Source organism: Desulfosporosinus sp. FKB, assembly GCF_002196705.1.
Taxonomy (GTDB): Bacteria; Bacillota; Desulfitobacteriia; order Desulfitobacteriales; family Desulfitobacteriaceae; genus Desulfosporosinus.
Genome location: NZ_NADJ01000038.1, coordinates 114,856 through 134,850, shown reverse-complemented (window position 1 = coordinate 134,850; position 19,995 = coordinate 114,856). Strand labels below are relative to the sequence as shown.

Sequence of the window (19,995 nt, the reverse complement as noted above, 5' to 3'; positions counted from 1 at the left end):
CTTCGCAGGTTCTCGTAAAGATTCAGGTCTGCGATTTTAGCAGTTTAGTTAAAGGGACAATTTTTATTCCCTGAGCTTTAATTTCTGGCAGCATCTCCTTAATCGCCCGTGCCGTATTAGGCCCTTGAGGGCCGACATGACCGATACCTATTGCTTTACCGGAAATCTTTGCTTTGGAAATCAGAAGTTGAATTTGTTTTTTAATTGAATTCACATCTGCAGAATTATCCAAGAAAATATCCCGAGTACCTGCAGCTAAACCAGCATTTTTTGCTTCTCGAGCTAAAATGGTTGACTCAGTAGTCTTGCTGTCCAAGACTACTAAACTATGTTCTTTTGCCATCGCTACTATTGCCGATACGACTTGAAGATTTTCTGTGCCCTTTGATCCCATATGATTACTTATCCCAACTGCATAGGAAATTTGCTTATAACTTTCTTCTAGGCGTGTTCGAAGTTCTTGCGGTGACAAATTTGTTGTTAAAGCCCCAGGTCCAAGCCAATCCCGACGCCCGTTCTTTGCTTCAATGGGCATGTGAATAATAATTTCGTATCCAAGATCATGGATTAATTCTGCTTCCTTTTTGCTATAGAGCAGATTAGGCATAATTGCAGCAGTAATTGGAATGTTTAGTTCTAACATCTGTTTTGTGCCAGGGTTATCAATGCCGAAGTCATCGATGACGATAGCTATTTCACCGCTGACAGGCTCTACTGATATGGGGTGATTTGAAGAAGACGCATGTCGTATAAATCCTATAATTGTCATGATTGTAATAATTAAGATTGAAAGTGATATGATAGGACGTCTAAGGATTAAGATTATGTTACGGTAATTCATGGCCTTACACCTCTGTTTCGTTTCTTATTTGAATATATTGATTAATAACCGGAGTAAGACATAAACTTTAAAAAAAGAGTGAATTCTTCAGATGTCTCTTGTTCTATTCACTCATAGGTAAGAAAATCTGAAAAGTATTCCAACAGAAAAACTAAGCAGCCTCGTTTCGGTATTGAACGAAACAAGGCTGCTTAGTTTTTCTGTTGGAATTATTTGCTATTCAATTTTCATTGAACTTTCAGCTTACGTTCATTATAGATTCAGCTTAACGCTTAATAATTGAAGAAAGTTCTCTAAACTTCAAGGAGGTTGATAACAATGCAAAGAGCCGAAGATATTAAGATTTTATTAGTTGCAGACGAGCCAAATATTCTGGAGTTTTTAGAGATGGGTCTTAAATATGAAGGATTTACTGTTCGTATTGCTCAGAATGAGAAGAAAGCTTTGAAAATTGCCAAGCCTTTTCAGCCCCATGTTGTCCTTATAGACCTCGTGGGATTAAAAGTTGGTGATTCAAATTTAAGTTCATCCCTAAAAAGAATAGGTGAAACAGCTATTATTTTCTTGACAGAGAAGGATGAGATCAACGATGCGGTAAATAGTTTGCTGGAGGCTGATGATTATCTGGCAAAACCATTTAGTTTTGAAGGCTTATTGGCAAGAATCAATTACAAAATTAATGAACAATTTCCTCATTTACTGGATGGGAGCGATACTCAAGAGATTGTTTAAATAGACCAAATTTCAGTAAACTTTCAGCCTGCATTTAGAGGCAATTCAGAAACACAGGTTATAGTAGGTACAGTAAAAGTAAACAGCATTAGAAATTTATAAAGGAGTAAGAATCATGAAATTAAAGGGAAAACGAATCGATCCGATTCTTATCGGGATCACCTTGCTTGCGGCGTTTCTCAATATATACGGAATTTGGAAAGACCAATACGCCAATGCTTACTATACGGCCGCAGTAACAAGTATGCTCCAAAGCTTTCATAATTTCTTCTTTGCTTCCTTCGATCCAGGCGGATTTGTTACGGTGGATAAGCCGCCAGTGGCTTTTTGGATCCAGACCCTTTTTGCTTCCCTCCTCGGAGTTCATGGTTGGAGCGTAGTTTTGCCTCAGGCTTTGGCAGGGGTCGGTTCGGTATTACTAATATATTCCTTGATTAAACCAAGTTTTGGACGGACTGCGGCAAGAATTTCAGCTTTAGTGATGGCCTGTACGCCGATTGCTGCAGCGGTTAGCCGTTCAAATAATGTCGATAGTATGCTGGTCTTTACCCTCTTGCTGGCAACTACGTTGTTATTTAAAGCCGTTCGCAAGAGCAAAACCATACTTTTCCTGGGAGCTTTTGCTCTTATTGGTGTCGCTTTTAATATTAAAATGCTTCAAGCTTATATGGTTCTTCCGGCATTTTATCTCTTCTCTTGGCTGGCCTATAAGGTGAACTGGAAGAAGAAACTAAAAGTTTTGGCCGCTTCTACGGCAGTCATGCTCGCCTTATCCTTCTCTTGGGCCCTGATTGTTGACAGCATTCCTCAGGCAAATCGTCCCTATATCGGCAGCAGTCAGACGAACTCTGTTCTGGAACTGGCGTTTGGGTATAACGGTGTTTCCCGGCTGACCGGTCAAGGCGGTCCTGGCGGAGGGAACCAAAGAAGCTTTGCTGATAGCCAAACACACGGCCGATGGCCGCAAAACTTGAAGCAAGGTGATAGTTCAGCACAAGATGGTCATGGAGGAATTCCAGATGGCATCAATCCGACGGGTGGCCTGGCAAATGGAGGGCCTGGAGGTAATCGGGGCGGGGGAGGCATGTTTAATACCGGTACGGCAGGACCACTCCGTTTGTTTCAATCAGAATTATCAGGACAAATCAGCTGGATGCTCCCGTTTGCCCTCTTATCGGCTCTTGGTTTGCTCATTGGAATACGCAGGAAACAGCCATTGACGGATAAGCAAAGGGAAAGTCTTTTTTGGCTGGCTTGGTTAATACCGATGATGGGATTTTTCAGTGTCGCAGGCTTTTTCCATCAATATTATTTAGTCATGTTGGCGCCGGCTATTGCCGCTTTAACAGGCACAGGATGGGTTGAGTTATTAGGTTTTAATCGCAGCCGAGAGGGTTGGAAGCAATGGCTGCTGCCCATAGGAATACTGGGGACAACAGTCTTTCAACTCTATATCCTCTTGCCTTATAAAGAGTCAATCGGATGGAGTTTGCCGATTTCCCTAGGAATCTTGGGCAGCCTCTTAACTATCTACTTCCTTCTGCCTTTGTCCAGAGGAAATGGCGAAGAGGCGAATCAGTCAGCAAGCAGGGCGCGTGTGCTCTACACTAAGGCCGCTGCTATTGGCGGGATCTTAGTTTTGTTGGCGGCTCCACTCTATTGGGCGGCAACACCGCTCATCTATGGAGATAACGCCATGATGCCCGCGGCTGGACCGCAGCAAACCTTTACTTTTGGGCAGTGGCAAAATAGAAATCAAGCTCAGTCCCCAATTCAGAGACAGTCTTCTGCCAGTAACAGAAGCCAAGGCGCTGGACAGAGACAGGAAACTATTAATACTCAGCTGTTAGCTTATTTAGAAGCTCATAATACCGGGGAAAAATACCTCTTTGCAACGACCAATGCAGGTACTGCAGAAGCCTATATAATTCAAACCGGTCAAGCGGTGATGGCAATGGGGGGGTTTTCAGGTTCAGACCCAATTCTTACTGTCGACAAACTGAAACAAATGGTCGCTAATAAAGAAATAAAGTATTTTCTGCTCTCCGGAGGCGGCCCTGGTGGAGGCAGTTCAGATATTCAAACCTGGATTCAGCAGAATGGTACGGAAATCCCCCAGTCTGAATGGCAAGCTAATTTGAGCAGTAATACTGGCGGAGGTATGGGTATGAACGGCGCCGGAACGTTATATGAAGTCAATCCTTAAAAAGGAGGCACAGGTATGACTATGAACAATAACATTCGCTATTCCGTGGTGATTCCGGTCTACAATGAAGAAGCAGTTCTCGAGCAGACGTATCGGCGTTTAAAACAAGTGATGGCCTCATCAGGAGAAGCTTATGAATTAATTTTTGTCAATGATGGAAGCTGTGACGGCTCAGTTGATTTGATTAAAGGATTATGTGATCGTGATCCTTCTGTAAAACTTCTATCCTTCTCACGTAATTTTGGCCATCAAGTGGCTATTACTGCCGGAATGGATTATTCAAAAGGGGCGGCAGTTGTGGTTATTGATGCCGATCTTCAAGACCCTCCTGAGCTTATTTTGGAAATGATTGACAAATGGAAGGCGGGTTATGAGGTTGTTTATGCTCAACGCAAACAGCGCAAGGGCGAAACATTTTTCAAGAAACAAACAGCTCATCTGTTCTATCGTTTTTTGAACGCATCCACAGATATTGATATACCTGTTGATACCGGCGATTTTCGCCTTATAGACCGAAAGGTATGTGACATCCTGAAGCAATTACCGGAAAAAAACCGTTATGTTCGGGGCTTAGTGAGTTGGGTGGGCTTTAAGCAAACGGCCGTTGAATATGACAGAGACCCTCGGTTAGCCGGTGAAAGCAAATATCCCCTAAAAAAGATGATTAAATTATGTCTTGATGGTTTGACTTCCTTTTCCTTTAAGCCGATCAAACTGGCCAGTTATTCAGGGGCAGGGCTTATAGCCCTGGGGTTTGTATACTTGATTTTCTTGCTGTTGTTTAAAATCGTAGGTTCTTCAGCTATAGGCGGATGGAATCTAGTGTTGGTTGGTGAAATGGTTTTGACAGGTTTTCTGCTGTTAATGATGGGGATCATGGGGGAATATATCGGTCGTATTTATGATGAAACAAGAAACCGCCCTCTTTATGTCGTTGGAGAATCTTACCATCAGGAAGAGAAAGAACGGAACGTGATGAAGATTGGCTAAGATAACAAAACGTCAGCTCGAATTCCTGAGATTTTGTGCCGTGGGAGGAATAAATACCGGGATTGATTTTGCGGTTTTTGCCCTATTGTTTGCCTGGGGAGTTCCTTTACTCCCCGCCCACACTCTTTCTTACAGCTGCGGGGTTTTAAACAGTTTTTGGCTGAATCGGAAATGGACCTTTAAAGCCAAAGACAGTGGAGCGAATCAAGAAGAATTAACCTCTGACCGCTCAATGAGACAAATGATTCAGTTCGTATCTTTAAATATCGTTACTTTGGCCTTGACCTATGGCCTTTTAGTATGGGTTCATGACAACTGGGGATGGCCGATGCTGGCGAGCAGATTGATTGCTGTAGGAGCAAGTTTAGCCATCAATTTTATGGGCAGCCGTTTATGGGTATTTCGGCAGCCTAGATTAAGGAGTGAAATGATATGAAGATTAAGAAGGCCGTGATTCCGGCAGCCGGTTTAGGCACAAGATTCTTGCCGGCAACAAAGGCACAACCTAAAGAAATGCTGCCGATTGTTGATAAACCGGCAATTCAATATATTGTTGAAGAAGCCGTACAGTCCGGCATTGAAAGTATTCTTATTGTTACCGGACGCAATAAGAAATCCATCGAAGATCATTTTGACAAGTCCGTCGAACTGGAACAGACTTTAAAAGATAAAGGGAAAACAGATGTACTAAATGAACTGCAGCGTATTAATGAATTGGCTAATATTCATTACATTCGCCAGAAAGAACCGTTGGGATTAGGCCATGCCGTCCTTTGTGCCGAGCAATTCATCGGGAATGAGCCCTTTGCAGTCTTGTTAGGTGATGACATCATGGTTTCGGACAAGCCCGGACTGCAGCAGCTTATGGAGGTTTATGAAAGATATGATGCCACCGTGGTTGGTGTACAGCCGGTCCCCAATGATGATGTTAGAAAATATGGAATTATTGCTCCCCAAGATACTAAAGGTCAAACTTATCAGGTTAAGGATTTAATTGAAAAACCTACGCCGTTTCAAGCGCCCTCAAATTTGGCTATTATGGGAAGATATATTCTTAAACCTTCAATCTTCTCGATTCTTCATACCTTGGAACGAGGAGCGGGCAATGAATATCAGTTGACGGATGCTTTAAGGCAGGTTTGTTTTCGCGAAGGATTGTTAGCCTGGAGATTAGAGGGAGAACGCTACGACATCGGTGATAAGTTTGGCTATTTACAGGCCATTGTGGAAATGGGGCTGCAGAGGGAAGAATTAGAGCCTCTGCTTATGGATTACTTGCAGCAGGTTATTAGCAGAAAACTGAGAGAAAGAGAGAAGTCAGCGAGAAAACCTATGTGCTCCAGCTTCTAGAAAAAAGCCCACGATCCTCTTTGATAGAGTATCGTGGGCTTTGTCTTTCTGTGATTCACTTATTATTGATAACGGTTGCTTGTCCCTATTAACGTTTGCGAATTCCTCCGCCGCCAAAGATCAGAAAAATATCTAAAATAAATGTAAACAAATTGATGAAATCTAAAAAGATGCTTAGGGTGACTAAAACAGCATTGTCAGCAAGGCTATATTTTGCTCTTTGGAAATCTAAGGCCGTCATCAGGGAAAAAAGAATAGCGCCTCCTAAACCGATCAGCAAACCGAAAGGACTGAAAAAGCTGCTGAAAATCGTTGAAAGAATTGTAACTCCCAGCAGGACTAACAAGCCAATAAAGAGCGCTTTTGCCATACCGCTTAAATTACGCCTTGTCATGAGCCCATAGGCACCAAAGGCGGCAAAGACAATAAAGGTTACTAAAGCAGCTTGTCCAAGTACTAAAAGTCCTTCGGTCGTTGCGGTTAAAGCTTGGACGATTGGACTAAGAACAGCTCCCGCACATGCTGCAAAGAGCAGAGCCAGTCCTGCAGTTAAACCGGCGGCAGGATCGTCTCCTCGTACGACAGCTCGCCGACTAACGATCGGAATAAAAAAGAGCAACAAAAATTCCAAAATAGCAGCAGGCATAAAATATTGCGGAGGTACTAGTAAAGCTCCGGCAGCCATCGCTAAGAACATAAAGGATAAAAGGCCCATGATCTGGGATAATGAAACAGTCTTGACCTTTTTAATGTCAATAACATAAGGATTTTGATAATAATGGGATGAATTTTCAAATGGCGACATCAGCGTTACACCTCTTTCGTTAGTTCTTTTAGAATAGTGACTTTAACCTTATAGTATCACGACATTCCTTACTTTACTAACAAATCTCTAAAATTTCACAAAACCTTAAAAAGTTCTTTACCAAATTCCTGATAAATTCGCCTATAATACAAAATACCTGAACTATGTTTTTACCCTAAGGAGTTGATGTATACATATACGCAAATTTTATTTCTAAGGCTTCAATAATTAACTAAGTGTCTCGACTCTGTTTTTTTAAGTTGTAACTTAAAGTAGGCAGGACTATAGTAAATTTAAGAAACCTGAAAGTAGGGAAATGATTCTATGAGGAAATTACCGACTTTGTTTCTAACCGTGTTATTTTCATTTTCGTCAGTTCTCCCGGTATTGGCTTCGACGGATACGTCAACCATTTCACCAATCATCAATAGAATGGCAGGTCAAGATCGTTATGAAACGTCCAGCACAATTGCCGAACAAGGTTGGCCCAATGGTTCAACAAATTGTATCTTAGCCTTTGGAGGTAATTTCACGGATAGTCTTGCTGCCGTACCCCTGGCTAAAAAATATGATGCCCCAATATTACTTACTGAGAGCACAACACTGCCAGCTATCACCAAAAAAACATTAACTGATTTAAAAACCAAAAATGTTACAATTATAGGTGGTACTGGAGTAATTTCTGCTGCTATAGATTCTGACCTACAAACAATGGGGATAACAACTAACAGGATTTATGGGTATGATAAATATGAAACCGCAATTGCAGTAGCTAAGCAAGTGACCTCGTCCCCATCGATGCTATTCGTTTGTACTTCTGACGATTTTACCGATGCTCTTTCGATTTCACCTGTTGCAGCGATAAAACAAGATCCGATCATTCTTGTATCTCAAGACAGTATTCCTGATTCAGTTAAAAACTATATTTCTGCAAACAACGGCATTGTCAAGACTTATGTAATCGGTAATTCCGATGAAATTAGTGATAATGTTGCTAATCAGTTTCCTGATAATGAAAGGATTTCAGGTGATAACAGTTACGGTACAAATATTGCTGTTAACAATCAATTTGCCAGTGTTTTTGGCACTAAAATTACAACTGTAGCTTCCGGTGAACAATTTCCGGATGCCCTAAGCGGAAGTGCTCTAGCCTCAAAGATTGCTGCTCCTATTATTTTAATCAATGATTCTCCGGCAGATGTGACAAGAAGTTATTATCAAGATCGAATTGCCAATGGTTTAAATGCTGATAGTAATGTAACCCCTACCGTTGATATATTTGGCGGAACAGTTGTTATCCCTGATAGTGTTATATCTGGGTTAGGGCAGGAAAAGGCAGGAGTAAGTCATTTAAGTAATGTTAGTGTAACAACTTCAATCGGAATTGCCCCGGTGCTGCCTTCAACGGTAACGGCTACTATGATGGATGGGACAACTAAAACCGTTAATGTCACTTGGCCAATTATAGAATCAAGCAGGTATGTCTCTGCGGGTAGTTTTTGCGTGACAGGTACAATTGCTGAATCTACCACGGTTAAGCCTATAGCTACCGTCGAGGTTAGACATGAGAATCCAATTCCGACTTTAACAATTGACCAAGTGCAGCAGAATATTTTGGGTACATGGACAACGTCTGATGGAAAATACACATTGAACTTTGATAATGATGGAACCGTAGAAGTCACTCAAGAAAATACCGGATATATAACTAATTATAAAGCTAGTTATTCTTTTCCCAATACCACAATGATAAAAATTACAAACTCTAGCTGGACTGAAGAAGATAATTTTGTCTTAATCGGCAAGTATTTAGAAATTTACAATATGGGTATTCCCCATATAACAGGTAATAATATAATAACAGGAACTTCCGCTTATACAGGTTACCTAAATCATCCAACGAGTTTTACTCCTACTACAGATCCGGTTAATTTTATTTTTATGAAGACAAACTGACATTGGTCATGTTTATACTTTAAGGATATATGAGAAAAAAGTGCTTTTGGCAGAGTTACATGCCAAAAGCACTTTTTCGATTTGTTATTCAATTACCATTGATGTGGCGAATTATTTATACCTTCGAGCTCCAAGATAATTTTTAACATAAAAGCTGTCACTCAGGCTAGTAATAGTTACCCCTTTTTTAGGGTTATCAGCATGAACAAATTTTCCGCCGCCGATATAAATACCTACGTGAGACGCTCCCTTAGAATACGTTGAAAAGAAAACTAAGTCACCCGGTTGGAGGTTACTCTTGCTGACAGAACCGCCTGAAGCATATTGAGCATAAGACGTTCGCGGAAGAGTAATACCGGATCCAGCGAAAACATACTGAGTAAATCCGGAACAATCAAATCCCTTTAGCGATGTCCCGCCAAAAACATAGGGCTTTCCAACTAAACTTACAGCATGATCGATGATGTCAGAATGGTTACTGCTGCCGCGAGATACATTGGCCTCATCATTCATAGTATTATTTGACGCGGCCTGAGCAACTTGAATCATATGTACGGATGACGTACTTTCAGGCGGAGAGATTTCTGCTGTTTGCGTAGTTTTCGTCTGAACTTGATTCTCCTTTGGTATTGCTGCCATCACGGTTGGTATTGTTGTAAAGATTGGATCAGTTTTCTGTGAAGATAACTGTTGGTGAATAAATTGTGGAACAATGACTGACGTTGAAGAGGACGTTGAGGCACTAGAATTCATGAAAGAATTGAAACCCAAGGTTTGTGACGTTGATGGAACTAAAACATTCCCTACCAAGAGCATTCCGGATAGAATGACACCTGATAGTTGAGACAGGGCTGGAGACAATTTCATTACCTTTTCACCTTTCATAGCTTACGAGGTTAGTTGTCGGATTCGGACAAAAGGTAACAGCCCTACGCCATAGCGGCGATTCACCCCGTTTAGAAATAAAATCCCCCGCTCTGGAATAATTTCCAGATTCAGCTTTATTTTTCTTGTCTATATTTTCATAAACAAGAATTCGACAGTATTCGCCAATATCCTTTAAAATGAAATGTGTAATATTTGGCAAGGAACCATTTTTATACAAATCGTTTTAATATAGTTCGTGGTATGGTTTACATAATTAGAGTCCAGACCAAACAGTAAAAACGCCAAATCATGATCGATTTGGCGTTTTTACTGTTTGCAGTTAGGAGATATCCCGGTAGTTTATAACGCAATCTTAGAGAATTTTAAGCCTACTAAATTACTTTTAAGCCTGAATATCAATAATACGTAAATTATTTTGGGAATTTTGTGTGCTTTTATTGCTCTGGCTTTGTTGAGCAGAATTTTTGTTTTGATTCTTTGATTCAAGCTGCGTTAACTGGGCCTGCAGCAGCTCAATTTGAGCTTGCAATTGCTGTGTTTTCATTTGTTTCGTTTGAGCGTCATCTTTACTCTGATTCTCAGTTTTCAATTCTTGTTGCAGTTTTTGTATTTGGTTTTGAATTTGTTTAATTTGACTATTATTAGTTGATGAAGAATAATCGTTATTAGATCCAAACGATACTGCTGAAACGTCCATAGAAAAATTTCCTTTCTAAATTAAATAGTTGAACTTCTGAAAATCACCTTTAAAATTGATAATGATCTATTCCAAAAACAAAGCCAATAAAAACAAGTTACTACAGGTAATTGAATCTTAGCTGAAAATTAACTGAATTTTAGCTGAAAATAGCACAGAAGTAACTCTGGAATTTTTCTAAATTTTTTGACCGAATCTTTTAGTTATGTTTCTTTAGCTGAACGAGTTCACGGTATAATTACCATAAGGATCGAAGAGGGCTTTGGTTCATTCGAAAGGAAATGCTTAACAATGTGTCGAATATTTAAAGTTGGATATTAAGATGTCATTATTTTTGTTTTTGTTGAAGAATTTGAAGAAAATTTGGGGCGAGCCCCCATAAAAAGCAGAAGCCCTATCGTATAAAAGGGTAGGAGGAAGAAAGCATGCCGGAATGGGAAGACCAATCGACGTGGCAGCGTTTGAAAGAGGATTCGAAAGCCCGAGAGGATTTTTTGGCCAAATCTCAAATGTTTATTTGTCATGTGGCTAGTCAGGCGTGTTTTCATTTTTTGGAATGGGGCAGAGATGAGGAATTATCAGAGGCTTTGATCGCTTTTAACGAAGCCATCGATTTGTTTGTAGTTGATAAAGGCGTGCCCTTTTTAGCATTTGCCAGACTTTTAATCAAAAGGCGCCTTATTGATTATCATCGGAAACAGCGGTCACAACTGACAAATTCTCTCGACCAAGATGATATTGGACGAGACATTGAAATTCATCTTAGTTTAAATGAATTCAAAGTGAAAGAACAAAACCGGGAGAGGGCGGCCGAAATTCAACAGTTTACACAAGCTTTGGCGGCAGTAAACCTTACCTTTCAGGATTTAGTTGCAGCTTCCCCCAAACATCGAGATTCTCGTGAGACATTGCTTAGGGCGGCAAGAGAGCTGGCATTTGACAAAGAACTATGGGCTCATGTTGAACGCACAGGAAAAGTTCCTATGCAAGCTTTAGCACTGAAAACTCAGATTCATCCTAAAGTTTTGGAAAGGGGACGGAAATATATCTTAGCAGTAGCTTTGCTTATTGCCAATCAACATGACTATATATATTTAAGAGAATATGTCATCTCGCGGGAAAAGGGGGGAGAAAATGAGTAAGTTGAAAGCTGTGGTGTTAGAAAAATCTGGGCTTCGTTATACTGTTTTAGGAAATGACGGCACCTTTCGCCATGTTTACAGGCGACAGAACATTGAAGTAGGCGAGGAAATCGAAGTTTGGACAGGTATAATGAATGTAAACAACCTACGTATAGGGGCAGGAGTAGCCGCATTATTCCTTTTAGTCTTGATGGCTTGTTTGGGGTGGAATCTATATCAAGCGCCGACTGCAGTTGCGTTACTCTCAGTAGACATTAACCCAAGTTTACAATTTACGATTGACTCCCAAGGACACTTATTAAAGTTCCAGAGTGAAAATGATGACGCCAAAAGCATGCTGAGTCAGTTGAATCTTAAAGGACAGCCGTTGGATAAGGCCTTAGAACAAATCATCAGTCAATCCTATGATCATAAATTTCTAAATTCCCAACAACACTGGGTTGTGGTGGGATATTCTCCAATGTCGGATAAAACCTCAGATCAAATGCCTAAGGAACTTAACGATCAGCAAATCGCCTTATGGGTCACGGGAGCAATTAAAAAAAATGGTTTAACACCACAGGTAGCAGTTTTTCCTCTGACTTCTCAAGAGCGTGAACTAGCGCAACAAGGAGAACTGACCCTTGGAGAGTATGCGCTTTGGCAGGCGGCCCAAAAGGCTGGAGTTGAGACGCAAGCTCAGCAACTTAAAGATAATTCCGAACGGGTTCGATTACTTGAAAATCCTCAGGTTCAAGAGCAGATCAAGACTGATAGGCGTGGGATGGAATTAAATGCGCCTCAAATGAACGGAGATGTAAGGTCTGATTCCGGATCGACTGATCAATCCGATAAAGAAACAAAAGGAAAACTAAAGCCTGATAAGCTGCCGCCCTCCTCAGCTAAATTGCCTGGTAATGGTAGTAATATGGCGCCAAAACAACAAAAGAGTAATGATTCTCGGAATAATAGACATGCGATGCCTCAGATGAATAAAGGATCAAATCGTTTTCCAGAGGTATCAAAGAAAAAAGCGGAGAAGGGCACTCCCAATGAGAGTTCAAAAAGATAAGGGAGCATTAGCAATAGAACTCAAATTAACATCTTCAAATAAGCAGCAGTTGAGCTGGAAAAGATTTGAAGATGATTTTTGGCGTATTGTACCAATAATTTTTGCTGCTCAGATCTAAATAAACGTTGCATCTTAGGGATAGCAGATGGTAGACTATAAAACGCATATAGTGAGTTTGGCTATTGACAATTTACTCTGTTAATGGTAGTATTTGAATTCGGTCAAGGGTAATAGAAATTTGATATCCCCTTGGTTTTTAGGTTATTAATTTTTACGTCTTGACAAGGTTAATTTAAAGTGTTACTATACAGTTCCGGCATTAAATAGCTGGATCACCTTCTTTCTATGGAGAACACCTGCCCATCAATTAAAAGTATTGTTATTTTTGGAGGGGTGTCCGAGTGGTTTAAGGAGCTGGTCTTGAAAACCAGTGACTCCGCAAGGGGCCGTGGGTTCGAATCCCACCCCCTCCGCCATTATACATGCCATTGTAGCTCAGTCGGTAGAGCGTATCCTTGGTAAGGATAAGGTCACCGGTTCAATCCCGGTCAATGGCTCCATTTATTGCGGGAGTGGCGTAATTGGCAGACGCGCACGTTTGAGGGGCGTGTGGGTAACTCCGTACGGGTTCAAGTCCCGTCTTCCGCACCAAAAATATACTTGGAGAAGTACTCAAGTGGCTGAAGAGGACGGTTTGCTAAACCGTTAGGGTGGGTAACTGCCGCGAGGGTTCAAATCCCTCCTTCTCCGCCAGACACATTCCTCGATAGCTCAATGGTGGAGCAACCGGCTGTTAACCGGTAGGTTGTAGGTTCGAGTCCTACTCGGGGAGCCATTCATTGCGGGTGTAGCTCAATGGTAGAGCACTAGCCTTCCAAGCTAGCTACGTGAGTTCGATTCTCATCACCCGCTCCAGTAATTCTTATGGCGGCATAGCCAAGTGGTAAGGCAGAGGTCCGCAAAACCTCGATCCCCTCGTTCGATTCAGGGTGCCGCCTCCAATTGCCGATGTGGCGGAACTGGCAGACGCACGGGACTTAAAATCCCGCGGGTTAATAGCCCGTACCGGTTCGATTCCGGTCATCGGCACCATTGCATAATAAGCTGGAAAATATCATAGAGTAATCTTTATTTCTGTAGTAAAAATACGTTGGTGAATGAGATTTACCAGCGTATTTTGGCATTCTCGGGTTTTGTTTATTTAAAGTTAAAATAATCCTTCATAATGTTTGTGTAGTTTCTTTAACTGTTAAAACTCATATCGTCAAAAAAAATGCCCTAAAGAAAGTTTCTTTAGAGGCATTTTTCTCATTTTTTCTTAGAATTTCCTGGTGAAATATCATACCAAAATCAACAGTTCCGTTCAGTAGTGAGCGAATCTCGAAACGATGGGATAAAGTTTAATGTTGATGGGGGTTTAGTTATTTTCTGGGGATAATTTCTAACCAGTAATTGTCTGGGTCGTTAATAAAATAGATTCCCATTTCTTTATTTTCATAACAAATGCATCCCATTTTTTTGTGATGTTCATAAGCTGTTTCGAAATCGTCAACCATAAAAGCTACATGAAATTCGTTCTCCCCTAAATCATAGGGTTTTGTTCGCTCTTTTAACCATGTAAGTTCCAAACTATGTTCAGTGACTCCGTCTCCAAGATAAACAAGGATAAATTCACCGCTTGGCGGTTCAAATCGTTTGACTTCTACCAGCCCCAAGGCTTCTTGATAGAATTTCAGACTTTTTTCCAGGTCAAGAATGTTAAAGTTATTATGATTAAACCGGAATTTCATCGTAAACCTTCTTTCTTAAATTTTGTTAAGTTGCCTTGAGCAGCAAACTCTTGATTTCTCCAAATTTATTGTATAATCATTATGAGGTGATAACAATGAAAAAGGCTCATCTTAAAATAAAATATTTGTATCATAGTGGTTTTGCTGTCGAAACTCAAAACAATTTACTTATTTTTGATTACTATCAAGGTAGTATCGGGGATTTAATAAAGAAAAGTCCTAAAAATATTTATGTCTTTGTCTCCCATAGCCATCCTGATCATTTTAACCCCGTAATCCTAGAATGGCAAAAAGAAAGATCGGATATTCACTATATCTTAAGCAATGATATTCCCGTTTCTCCAACCATCAATAACCTGACTGTACTTGCCCCATACGAAAAAATCGAATTGGGCAGTTTGAAAATTAAAGCTTATAATTCAACAGATATAGGTGTTTCTTTTCTGGTTCAGGATGAAGAAGCCCATCTTTTTCATGCCGGAGATTTAAACTGGTGGTATTGGCTTGATACTGAGGATGAAATGGCCAAGGCCGAGAAAGAGTTTAAGGATGAAATTCAAAGAATCAAAGGTGAAGTCATCGATTTTGCTTTCTTTCCGGTGGATCCAAGACTTGAAAAGAATTATCTGGCAGGAGCGAAGTATTTTATTCAAGAACTTAATCCTAAATATCTAATTCCAATGCACTTTGCAGATAGCCCTGAAATCCTTGAGGATTTTGAAAATGAAATGAGAAATTCCCCCTGCAGAATCCTAAAATTTCCTCACAACGGACAAGAGTTAATTCTTTAACGAGAGTACGGACAGCACTCCAAGGAGGTTATTTCTTAATGGATAAGACGCAGTGTAGTGAGTGTAGTTCTCTTTGGGCCATGGTACGTGCTATTCCCTTAGCCTGCTGTGCAGTTAATGATGAGAATAATCAGATCATTTTTAGTAATCAGGAGTTTACAAAGTTATGGCACTTAGAACATGCGCAGAATGATCTTCAGAAGGGTATTTATAAGCATACGGATTTTATTGATTTTTGCTCAACTTTGGTTCAAGATGTTTCGAGTATTAGGGCGGGATATGAACAACTAGTCGAAGAATCTGAACGGACTAAGGAAGATTTGCTTTTTTTAAAAGATGGCCGGACGATCAGACGATATGTATCACTCATGCTTGATGATAAGGGGAAAAAGATCGGGCATCTTTATCTGTTTAGAGATTTAACCAAACATATTGAGTCCCAAAACCGACTACGTCAAAAACAGATGGAATATCATTACCTATATATGAACAGTCCTGCAGTAATGATGGTCGTTGATTCTAAAACCGGTAAAATTGTCAAAACTAATCAAGCAGCTGCTAATTATTACGGCTATACGGCAGAACAATTAGATAAAATGACAATCTATAGTATTGAGAAGGATCATAGATTACGAGTTGATGAATTGCTGCAAGAGATTATAAAAAGTGATGGAAAATCCTTTTACACTGAACATCGACTGATGAATGGGGAAATTCGTAACGTTGAAGTTTTTGCTTGTCCATTTCAATCCCTTGATAAGCTATTAATCAATTCAATTATTTTTGATGTTACGGAAAAAATGCAAAGTGATAATAAGCTAAAAGAAAGCAACGAACGCTTATCGCTTATTCTTGATGGAGCAAGGGCGGGAACTTGGGAGGTTGACCTTATTGAGAACACAGCCCGTCAAGATTCACGCTGGAAAGCAATTGTCGGCTATAACGCCAATGAAGTGATCGATGATTGGCATAGCTTAATTCATCCCGAGGATGTTAACTGGGTTGATCAAGCAATTCAAAGCTGTAACACTAAAAAATCCCATATATACGCATTAGAATACCGTTTGCTTCATAAAGATGGTACTTATCGCTGGGTTTATTCCACGTGTTCTATAATTTATGATCAGCAGCAGCGTCCGATTCGTTATTTAGGCCTAATCCTCGATATTACTCGACGCAAAAAACTTGAAGAATTAATCAGCGAAAGCGAAAAACGCCTAAAGGATTTTGCCCAAGCTATCCCGGAACTTACTGCCATTATTGACGAAGATGGATGTTATATAGAGGTCTTTGGTCATGATAACCAGTTTCTCTACCCGCCAGAAACTATGAGAGGACACACCGTTTATGAGCTATTTCCTCCGGATCTGGCCCAAACTATGCTTAAGCATGTTCGCAAGGCTATAGCCACCGGAGAAGTTAGTCATCTATTGCGGGATCTGAATATAGGAACAGAAAAACGCTATTTTGAAGGCCGGACTGCTCCCATGGATTATAAAGTGAACGGTAAAAAAACCGCAGTTCTCTTAGTATCTGACATCACTAAAAGGATCCGCATTGAGCAGACTCTCCGCTTTACTTATGAACTAAGGCGGCGAAGCGATTTTATCAATGATCTGATAAATGGTGATACAGTCTATGATGATAAAACCTTGGCCATCGTTAAAGAGTGGGGAATTGACCTTGAACAATCTCTCTATTGCTGTTTAATCCCATTACAGGATATTGATTCAACGTTTCAAGGAAGCAAGCTGAGTCCTAATGGAGATCTTAAGCTTGAAATTGTGCAGCAAATCACTGAGCAGATGAATGTTACGGTCTGGGAAAATCGAAATAATATTTGCATACTTTGTCAAGATAAAGAAAGAGGAAATGGACGGGAAAAAACTCAGCAAACCGCGTTACAAATTAAACAAATTATCAATAATTATGCCCCTTATCTTACTATAACAATTGCTATCAGCGATATTCACTGTAAAGCGGGCAGTGTTGAAAAAAGCTACCAGGAGGCATGGAATACACTTCTGGCATCAAAATGTTTAACAGAAGAAGAAGGAGGAATTTTTTATTTTCGTGATATAGGCCTTTTTCAAATTCTGGCAGCAATAGACAGGAAGGATGATAAGAGAGAGTTTGTTGAAAAAAATATCGGGCCTCTTATCGCTTACGACCAACATAAAGGAACAGACTTTTTGAACACTCTTGAAAAGATCTTGAAAAGTAACAATCTCCGACAAGCAGCCGATGAATTATTCATTCACAGGAAAACCTTATTGTTTCGCAAGCAGCGAATTGAAAAGTTATTATCGGTATCATTAGATAATTATCAAATACGTTTAGCTCTTTCGGCAGCAATAATGATTTATAAGTTGAATAAGATCGTATAACTATTCGACATAAAGAAACAGTTTATTAGCCAAATAGGATAATGAACTGTTATTTTTGTGTCGAAAATATAGACAATTTGGGCAATTGTGTGTTGCTTCTAGATACTTTAATATTTATTTAAAGTTAGTTTAATTCTCTTTCTAGATGAATAAGCGGGAGAATTTTGCTTGCAGGAGTATGATTCATCTAATCGTGAGGCTCCCACTTCTACAAGTGGGAGTGGCCCCCGTTCTCTGCTTCGGTGGGGGTAGAGTCCCCCCACCGAAGCCCCGATGTTCAGCTTTAGCTGAACGAGTTCACTTCCTGATGTCTTTACCTAAATAAAACGATCTTTACCATAATCCATAGAGTTAAGCGAAAGAAAGGAGGTTTTAATATGAGTTCTTTAGAATTGGTTGTTTTTACCTTGGGAGAAGACGAATATGGTATTGAGATTGCTTACGCCCAGGAAATTATCCGTATCCCGGAGAGAATCAAAAGAATGCCTGATATGCCACCATTCATGGAAGGCGTTATCGATTTACGAGGAAAAGTAATTCCCATTCTTGATTTAAAAAAAAGGTTCAGTTTTAAGCAGACCGAACGAGGCCTTGATAGCCGTTTGCTTGTCCTTGATTTGAAAGGAATTTTATTGGGAATCATTGTTGATGACGTCTCGGAAGTTATTAAGCTTGAAGAACAAGCTTTTGAAAAACTAAGTACTGAGATATTTTCTCTGGCTTGTAACAGCGTTGAAGCCATCGCTCGAATTGATAACCGCATAGTTCTTATACTAAACAGCACTAAACTCAAAGAAGAATTAGTCACAAAATGGCATAATGAGGAGTGATAGGCATGATTGCATTATCAGAATTAGAGTCGTGTAAGGTATTAGCTGAGCTGTTAACGAATTTTATCCCGGGCGGGGTTATATTCAGTATCGTGGAAAGAGACACTTTTGTATGGGTGAAAGCATCATCATCGTTCTCAATTGAGGCCATTAAAGTCGGTAACAAATTAAACGACAATTCAACAACAATGCAGGCGATCCGCCAAAAAGAAGTTTTAATCCATAACATTCCGCGAACAGTCTATGGGAAAAGAGTCTCCATTATTTCCATCCCTGTACTTGATAACAATGGCGATGCAGTAGGTGCATTTTCTATAACCATTCCCAAATTGCATCCTGTTGCTGCCGCCTTTGATGATTTCGCTCCGATTTTAGCAGAAATGTTTCTTGAAGGGGCTTTTTTATACATGTCTGATTTAACGAAAATCGCTTATGCCCAATCTTCGCAAAAATTTGATCTGCCATCTGTTAAAGTTGGCAATGATTTAACGGATGATGACATAGCTTATCACGTGATAAAAACAAAACAACCCATTATTGATGAGATCGATGCTTCGCGATTTGGCATGCCGCTCCATATTGCGAATTTTCCACTTACAGATGATGAGGGGGACATTGTGGCAACGATAGGGATTGTCACACCAAAGAAAACGGCCTTTACACTTCGTGAAATGTCCAGTAATCTTGAAAGCAGTCTGACAGGAATTGCAGCGGCTATCGAGGAGTTATCGGCATCGGCAACCCAGATTCATTCTAACGAAGAAGATCTGAATTCTCACATTAAAGAGATTATTGATATATCGGAAAAAATCAATGAAGTGTCTGATTTTATCAAAGAAATAGCAGATGAAACTAAAATGTTAGGTTTAAACGCTGCTATCGAGGCCGCCAGGGCGGGTGACGCGGGGCGAGGTTTCGGAGTGGTCGCCGAAGAGATCAGGAAGCTTTCTGCACAATCCAAAAGTACTGTACCGAAAATTAAGCAACTGACAGAAACGATTAAGACCAAAGTTGAGGAAGCTAGTCAAAAAAGCAATCAATCCCTGGACGCCAGTCAGGGACAAGCGGCAGCTTCAGAAGAAATTACTGCGAGTATTGAGGAAATAACATCAATGTCAACAGAATTGAGCAATATAGCTAAGACTTTATAACTTATAGGTAAGCAAAGGCAGAGTTATAACTAAAAAAGGTTGAACTCTATATCTGAAATGTTGACCAAATAATAGACGATAGTAACGTTAAGGCCGGATTATCTTAACTGAAATCCGGCCTTTTTCTGTTTCGTTTAATTTCAGTCCTCTAATTATTACTGTGATTCATTTTAGGTGCAATTTGATTAAGAAATTTGGGGGGATGAAATAGACCGAAATTGAAAATAGTAATAAAATCAAATAATCAAGGGTACCTCTTGAATTATAAACCTAATATGATATAATAATTATTATAAATTAGCTTAGTGCCCTCGAAATTTCAATCAACAGTTCCTTGAATGTTTCTTGAATTACTTGCTTCGATTTTAAAGTGTATTACGTTGACCTT

18 protein-coding genes, 8 tRNA genes and 1 riboswitch are annotated in these 19,995 nt (G+C 40.1%); of the genes, 21 read left to right on the top strand and 5 right to left on the bottom strand.

The annotated features are described in order from the left end of the window. Nucleotides 1-22: 22 nt before the first annotated feature. Entirely contained in the window at nt 23-841 is an 819-nt protein-coding gene (locus B5Y67_RS17150) for a divergent polysaccharide deacetylase family protein (protein ID WP_088227641.1), read from the bottom strand. 318 nt (nt 842-1,159) lie between these two features. On the opposite strand from B5Y67_RS17150, the gene B5Y67_RS17145 reads away from it, so the two are divergent. The 5 genes from B5Y67_RS17145 (at nt 1,160) to galU (ending at nt 6,119) form a co-directional block, all read left to right on the top strand. After that, nucleotides 1,160-1,573 carry a response regulator gene (locus B5Y67_RS17145; protein WP_088227640.1) on the top strand — a complete coding sequence of 138 codons (414 nt, stop codon included), beginning with the start codon at nt 1,160-1,162 and terminating at the stop codon, nt 1,571-1,573. A 115-nt stretch (nt 1,574-1,688) separates the two neighbouring features. After that, nucleotides 1,689-3,779: a glycosyltransferase family 39 protein gene (locus B5Y67_RS17140; protein WP_088227639.1), complete on the top strand. Its 2,091-nt coding sequence runs from the start codon at nt 1,689-1,691 to the stop codon at nt 3,777-3,779. Nucleotides 3,780-3,800: 21 nt separating this feature from the next. Next, nucleotides 3,801-4,769 carry a glycosyltransferase family 2 protein gene (locus B5Y67_RS17135; RefSeq protein WP_088227923.1) on the top strand — a complete coding sequence of 323 codons (969 nt, stop codon included), beginning with the start codon at nt 3,801-3,803 and terminating at the stop codon, nt 4,767-4,769. After that, complete coding sequence (locus tag B5Y67_RS17130) at nt 4,762-5,205, top strand: GtrA family protein (RefSeq protein WP_088227638.1); 444 nt, start codon at nt 4,762-4,764, stop codon at nt 5,203-5,205. The genes B5Y67_RS17135 and B5Y67_RS17130 overlap by 8 nt, the downstream gene beginning before the upstream one ends. After that, a complete protein-coding gene (gene galU, locus B5Y67_RS17125; RefSeq protein WP_088227637.1) occupies nt 5,202-6,119 on the top strand; it encodes a UTP--glucose-1-phosphate uridylyltransferase GalU in 918 nt (305 codons plus the stop codon). The genes B5Y67_RS17130 and galU overlap by 4 nt, the downstream gene beginning before the upstream one ends. Before the next feature lie 88 nt (nt 6,120-6,207). Here the strand turns inward: galU and B5Y67_RS17120 are convergent, their stop codons facing one another. After that, entirely contained in the window at nt 6,208-6,924 is a 717-nt protein-coding gene (locus B5Y67_RS17120) for a Bax inhibitor-1 family protein (protein WP_088227636.1), read from the bottom strand. Between the two features lie 324 nt (nt 6,925-7,248). Between B5Y67_RS17120 and B5Y67_RS17115 the strand changes: the two genes are divergently transcribed. Beyond that, a complete protein-coding gene (locus B5Y67_RS17115; protein WP_088227635.1) occupies nt 7,249-8,880 on the top strand; it encodes a cell wall-binding repeat-containing protein in 1,632 nt (543 codons plus the stop codon). A gap of 111 nt (nt 8,881-8,991) precedes the next feature. On the opposite strand, the gene B5Y67_RS17110 is transcribed toward B5Y67_RS17115, so the two are convergent. Then, the gene (locus tag B5Y67_RS17110) at nt 8,992-9,747 is read right to left on the bottom strand and encodes a C40 family peptidase (RefSeq protein WP_088227634.1); all 756 of its coding nucleotides are present in this window, start codon (nt 9,745-9,747) and stop codon (nt 8,992-8,994) included. Nucleotides 9,748-9,750: 3 nt separating this feature from the next. Then, nucleotides 9,751-9,891, bottom strand: a riboswitch (cyclic di-AMP (ydaO/yuaA leader). Nucleotides 9,892-10,150: 259 nt separating this feature from the next. Continuing rightward, nucleotides 10,151-10,465 carry a FlxA-like family protein gene (locus tag B5Y67_RS17105; protein WP_088227633.1) on the bottom strand — a complete coding sequence of 105 codons (315 nt, stop codon included), beginning with the start codon at nt 10,463-10,465 and terminating at the stop codon, nt 10,151-10,153. 425 nt (nt 10,466-10,890) lie between these two features. Between B5Y67_RS17105 and sigI the strand changes: the two genes are divergently transcribed. From sigI to B5Y67_RS17055, 11 genes are all read left to right on the top strand, one after another. Next, entirely contained in the window at nt 10,891-11,607 is a 717-nt protein-coding gene (gene sigI, locus B5Y67_RS17100; protein ID WP_088227632.1) for an RNA polymerase sigma-I factor, read from the top strand. Next, on the top strand, nt 11,600-12,658 hold the full coding sequence (locus tag B5Y67_RS17095; protein WP_088227631.1) for an anti-sigma factor domain-containing protein: 1,059 nt from the start codon (nt 11,600-11,602) through the stop codon (nt 12,656-12,658). The genes sigI and B5Y67_RS17095 overlap by 8 nt, the downstream gene beginning before the upstream one ends. Next, complete coding sequence (locus B5Y67_RS25420) at nt 12,639-12,776, top strand: hypothetical protein (protein WP_170932728.1); 138 nt, start codon at nt 12,639-12,641, stop codon at nt 12,774-12,776. Before B5Y67_RS17095 ends, B5Y67_RS25420 begins: the two co-directional genes overlap by 20 nt. A gap of 269 nt (nt 12,777-13,045) precedes the next feature. Then, nucleotides 13,046-13,134: transfer RNA gene (locus B5Y67_RS17090), tRNA-Ser, on the top strand. Between the two features lie 8 nt (nt 13,135-13,142). Further along, nucleotides 13,143-13,218: transfer RNA gene (locus tag B5Y67_RS17085), tRNA-Thr, on the top strand. 6 nt (nt 13,219-13,224) lie between these two features. Then, nucleotides 13,225-13,309: transfer RNA gene (locus B5Y67_RS17080), tRNA-Leu, on the top strand. Nucleotides 13,310-13,320: 11 nt separating this feature from the next. Further along, nucleotides 13,321-13,411: transfer RNA gene (locus tag B5Y67_RS17075), tRNA-Ser, on the top strand. Nucleotides 13,412-13,418: 7 nt separating this feature from the next. Next, a tRNA-Asn gene (locus B5Y67_RS17070) sits at nt 13,419-13,493 on the top strand. A gap of 6 nt (nt 13,494-13,499) precedes the next feature. After that, nucleotides 13,500-13,573: transfer RNA gene (locus B5Y67_RS17065), tRNA-Gly, on the top strand. An 11-nt stretch (nt 13,574-13,584) separates the two neighbouring features. Next, nucleotides 13,585-13,659: transfer RNA gene (locus tag B5Y67_RS17060), tRNA-Cys, on the top strand. Nucleotides 13,660-13,662: 3 nt separating this feature from the next. Then, nucleotides 13,663-13,750: transfer RNA gene (locus tag B5Y67_RS17055), tRNA-Leu, on the top strand. 329 nt (nt 13,751-14,079) lie between these two features. Here the strand turns inward: B5Y67_RS17055 and B5Y67_RS17050 are convergent. Then, nucleotides 14,080-14,448, bottom strand: coding sequence for a VOC family protein (locus B5Y67_RS17050; protein WP_088227630.1), 369 nt, complete (start codon nt 14,446-14,448; stop codon nt 14,080-14,082). Between the two features lie 95 nt (nt 14,449-14,543). On the opposite strand from B5Y67_RS17050, the gene B5Y67_RS17045 reads away from it, so the two are divergent. The 4 genes from B5Y67_RS17045 (at nt 14,544) to B5Y67_RS17030 (ending at nt 19,607) form a co-directional block, all read left to right on the top strand. Beyond that, a complete protein-coding gene (locus B5Y67_RS17045) occupies nt 14,544-15,239 on the top strand; it encodes an MBL fold metallo-hydrolase (RefSeq protein WP_088227629.1) in 696 nt (231 codons plus the stop codon). A 38-nt stretch (nt 15,240-15,277) separates the two neighbouring features. Further along, nucleotides 15,278-17,626, top strand: coding sequence for a PAS domain S-box protein (locus B5Y67_RS17040; RefSeq protein WP_088227628.1), 2,349 nt, complete (start codon nt 15,278-15,280; stop codon nt 17,624-17,626). A 377-nt stretch (nt 17,627-18,003) separates the two neighbouring features. Then, nucleotides 18,004-18,456 (top strand): chemotaxis protein CheW, encoded by a 453-nt coding sequence (locus B5Y67_RS17035; protein ID WP_088227627.1) that lies wholly within the window; start codon nt 18,004-18,006, stop codon nt 18,454-18,456. Between the two features lie 5 nt (nt 18,457-18,461). Continuing rightward, nucleotides 18,462-19,607 carry a methyl-accepting chemotaxis protein gene (locus B5Y67_RS17030; protein ID WP_088227626.1) on the top strand — a complete coding sequence of 382 codons (1,146 nt, stop codon included), beginning with the start codon at nt 18,462-18,464 and terminating at the stop codon, nt 19,605-19,607. The last annotated feature ends 388 nt before the right edge of the window (nt 19,608-19,995 follow it).

What these genes read in the sequence shown, in the direction of transcription:
- B5Y67_RS17150 (WP_088227641.1), bottom strand. Translation starts at nt 841, where the DNA reads ATGAATTACCGTAACATAATCTTAATCCTTAGACGTCCTATCATATCA.
- B5Y67_RS17145 (WP_088227640.1), top strand. Translation starts at nt 1,160, where the DNA reads ATGCAAAGAGCCGAAGATATTAAGATTTTATTAGTTGCAGACGAGCCA.
- B5Y67_RS17140 (WP_088227639.1), top strand. Translation starts at nt 1,689, where the DNA reads ATGAAATTAAAGGGAAAACGAATCGATCCGATTCTTATCGGGATCACC.
- B5Y67_RS17135 (WP_088227923.1), top strand. Translation starts at nt 3,801, where the DNA reads ATGAACAATAACATTCGCTATTCCGTGGTGATTCCGGTCTACAATGAA.
- galU (WP_088227637.1), top strand. Translation starts at nt 5,202, where the DNA reads ATGAAGATTAAGAAGGCCGTGATTCCGGCAGCCGGTTTAGGCACAAGA.
- B5Y67_RS17120 (WP_088227636.1), bottom strand. Translation starts at nt 6,924, where the DNA reads ATGTCGCCATTTGAAAATTCATCCCATTATTATCAAAATCCTTATGTT.
- B5Y67_RS17115 (WP_088227635.1), top strand. Translation starts at nt 7,249, where the DNA reads ATGAGGAAATTACCGACTTTGTTTCTAACCGTGTTATTTTCATTTTCG.
- B5Y67_RS17110 (WP_088227634.1), bottom strand. Translation starts at nt 9,747, where the DNA reads ATGAAATTGTCTCCAGCCCTGTCTCAACTATCAGGTGTCATTCTATCC.
- B5Y67_RS17105 (WP_088227633.1), bottom strand. Translation starts at nt 10,465, where the DNA reads ATGGACGTTTCAGCAGTATCGTTTGGATCTAATAACGATTATTCTTCA.
- sigI (WP_088227632.1), top strand. Translation starts at nt 10,891, where the DNA reads ATGCCGGAATGGGAAGACCAATCGACGTGGCAGCGTTTGAAAGAGGAT.
- B5Y67_RS17095 (WP_088227631.1), top strand. Translation starts at nt 11,600, where the DNA reads ATGAGTAAGTTGAAAGCTGTGGTGTTAGAAAAATCTGGGCTTCGTTAT.
- B5Y67_RS25420 (WP_170932728.1), top strand. Translation starts at nt 12,639, where the DNA reads ATGAGAGTTCAAAAAGATAAGGGAGCATTAGCAATAGAACTCAAATTA.
- B5Y67_RS17050 (WP_088227630.1), bottom strand. Translation starts at nt 14,448, where the DNA reads ATGAAATTCCGGTTTAATCATAATAACTTTAACATTCTTGACCTGGAA.
- B5Y67_RS17045 (WP_088227629.1), top strand. Translation starts at nt 14,544, where the DNA reads ATGAAAAAGGCTCATCTTAAAATAAAATATTTGTATCATAGTGGTTTT.
- B5Y67_RS17040 (WP_088227628.1), top strand. Translation starts at nt 15,278, where the DNA reads ATGGATAAGACGCAGTGTAGTGAGTGTAGTTCTCTTTGGGCCATGGTA.
- B5Y67_RS17035 (WP_088227627.1), top strand. Translation starts at nt 18,004, where the DNA reads ATGAGTTCTTTAGAATTGGTTGTTTTTACCTTGGGAGAAGACGAATAT.
- B5Y67_RS17030 (WP_088227626.1), top strand. Translation starts at nt 18,462, where the DNA reads ATGATTGCATTATCAGAATTAGAGTCGTGTAAGGTATTAGCTGAGCTG.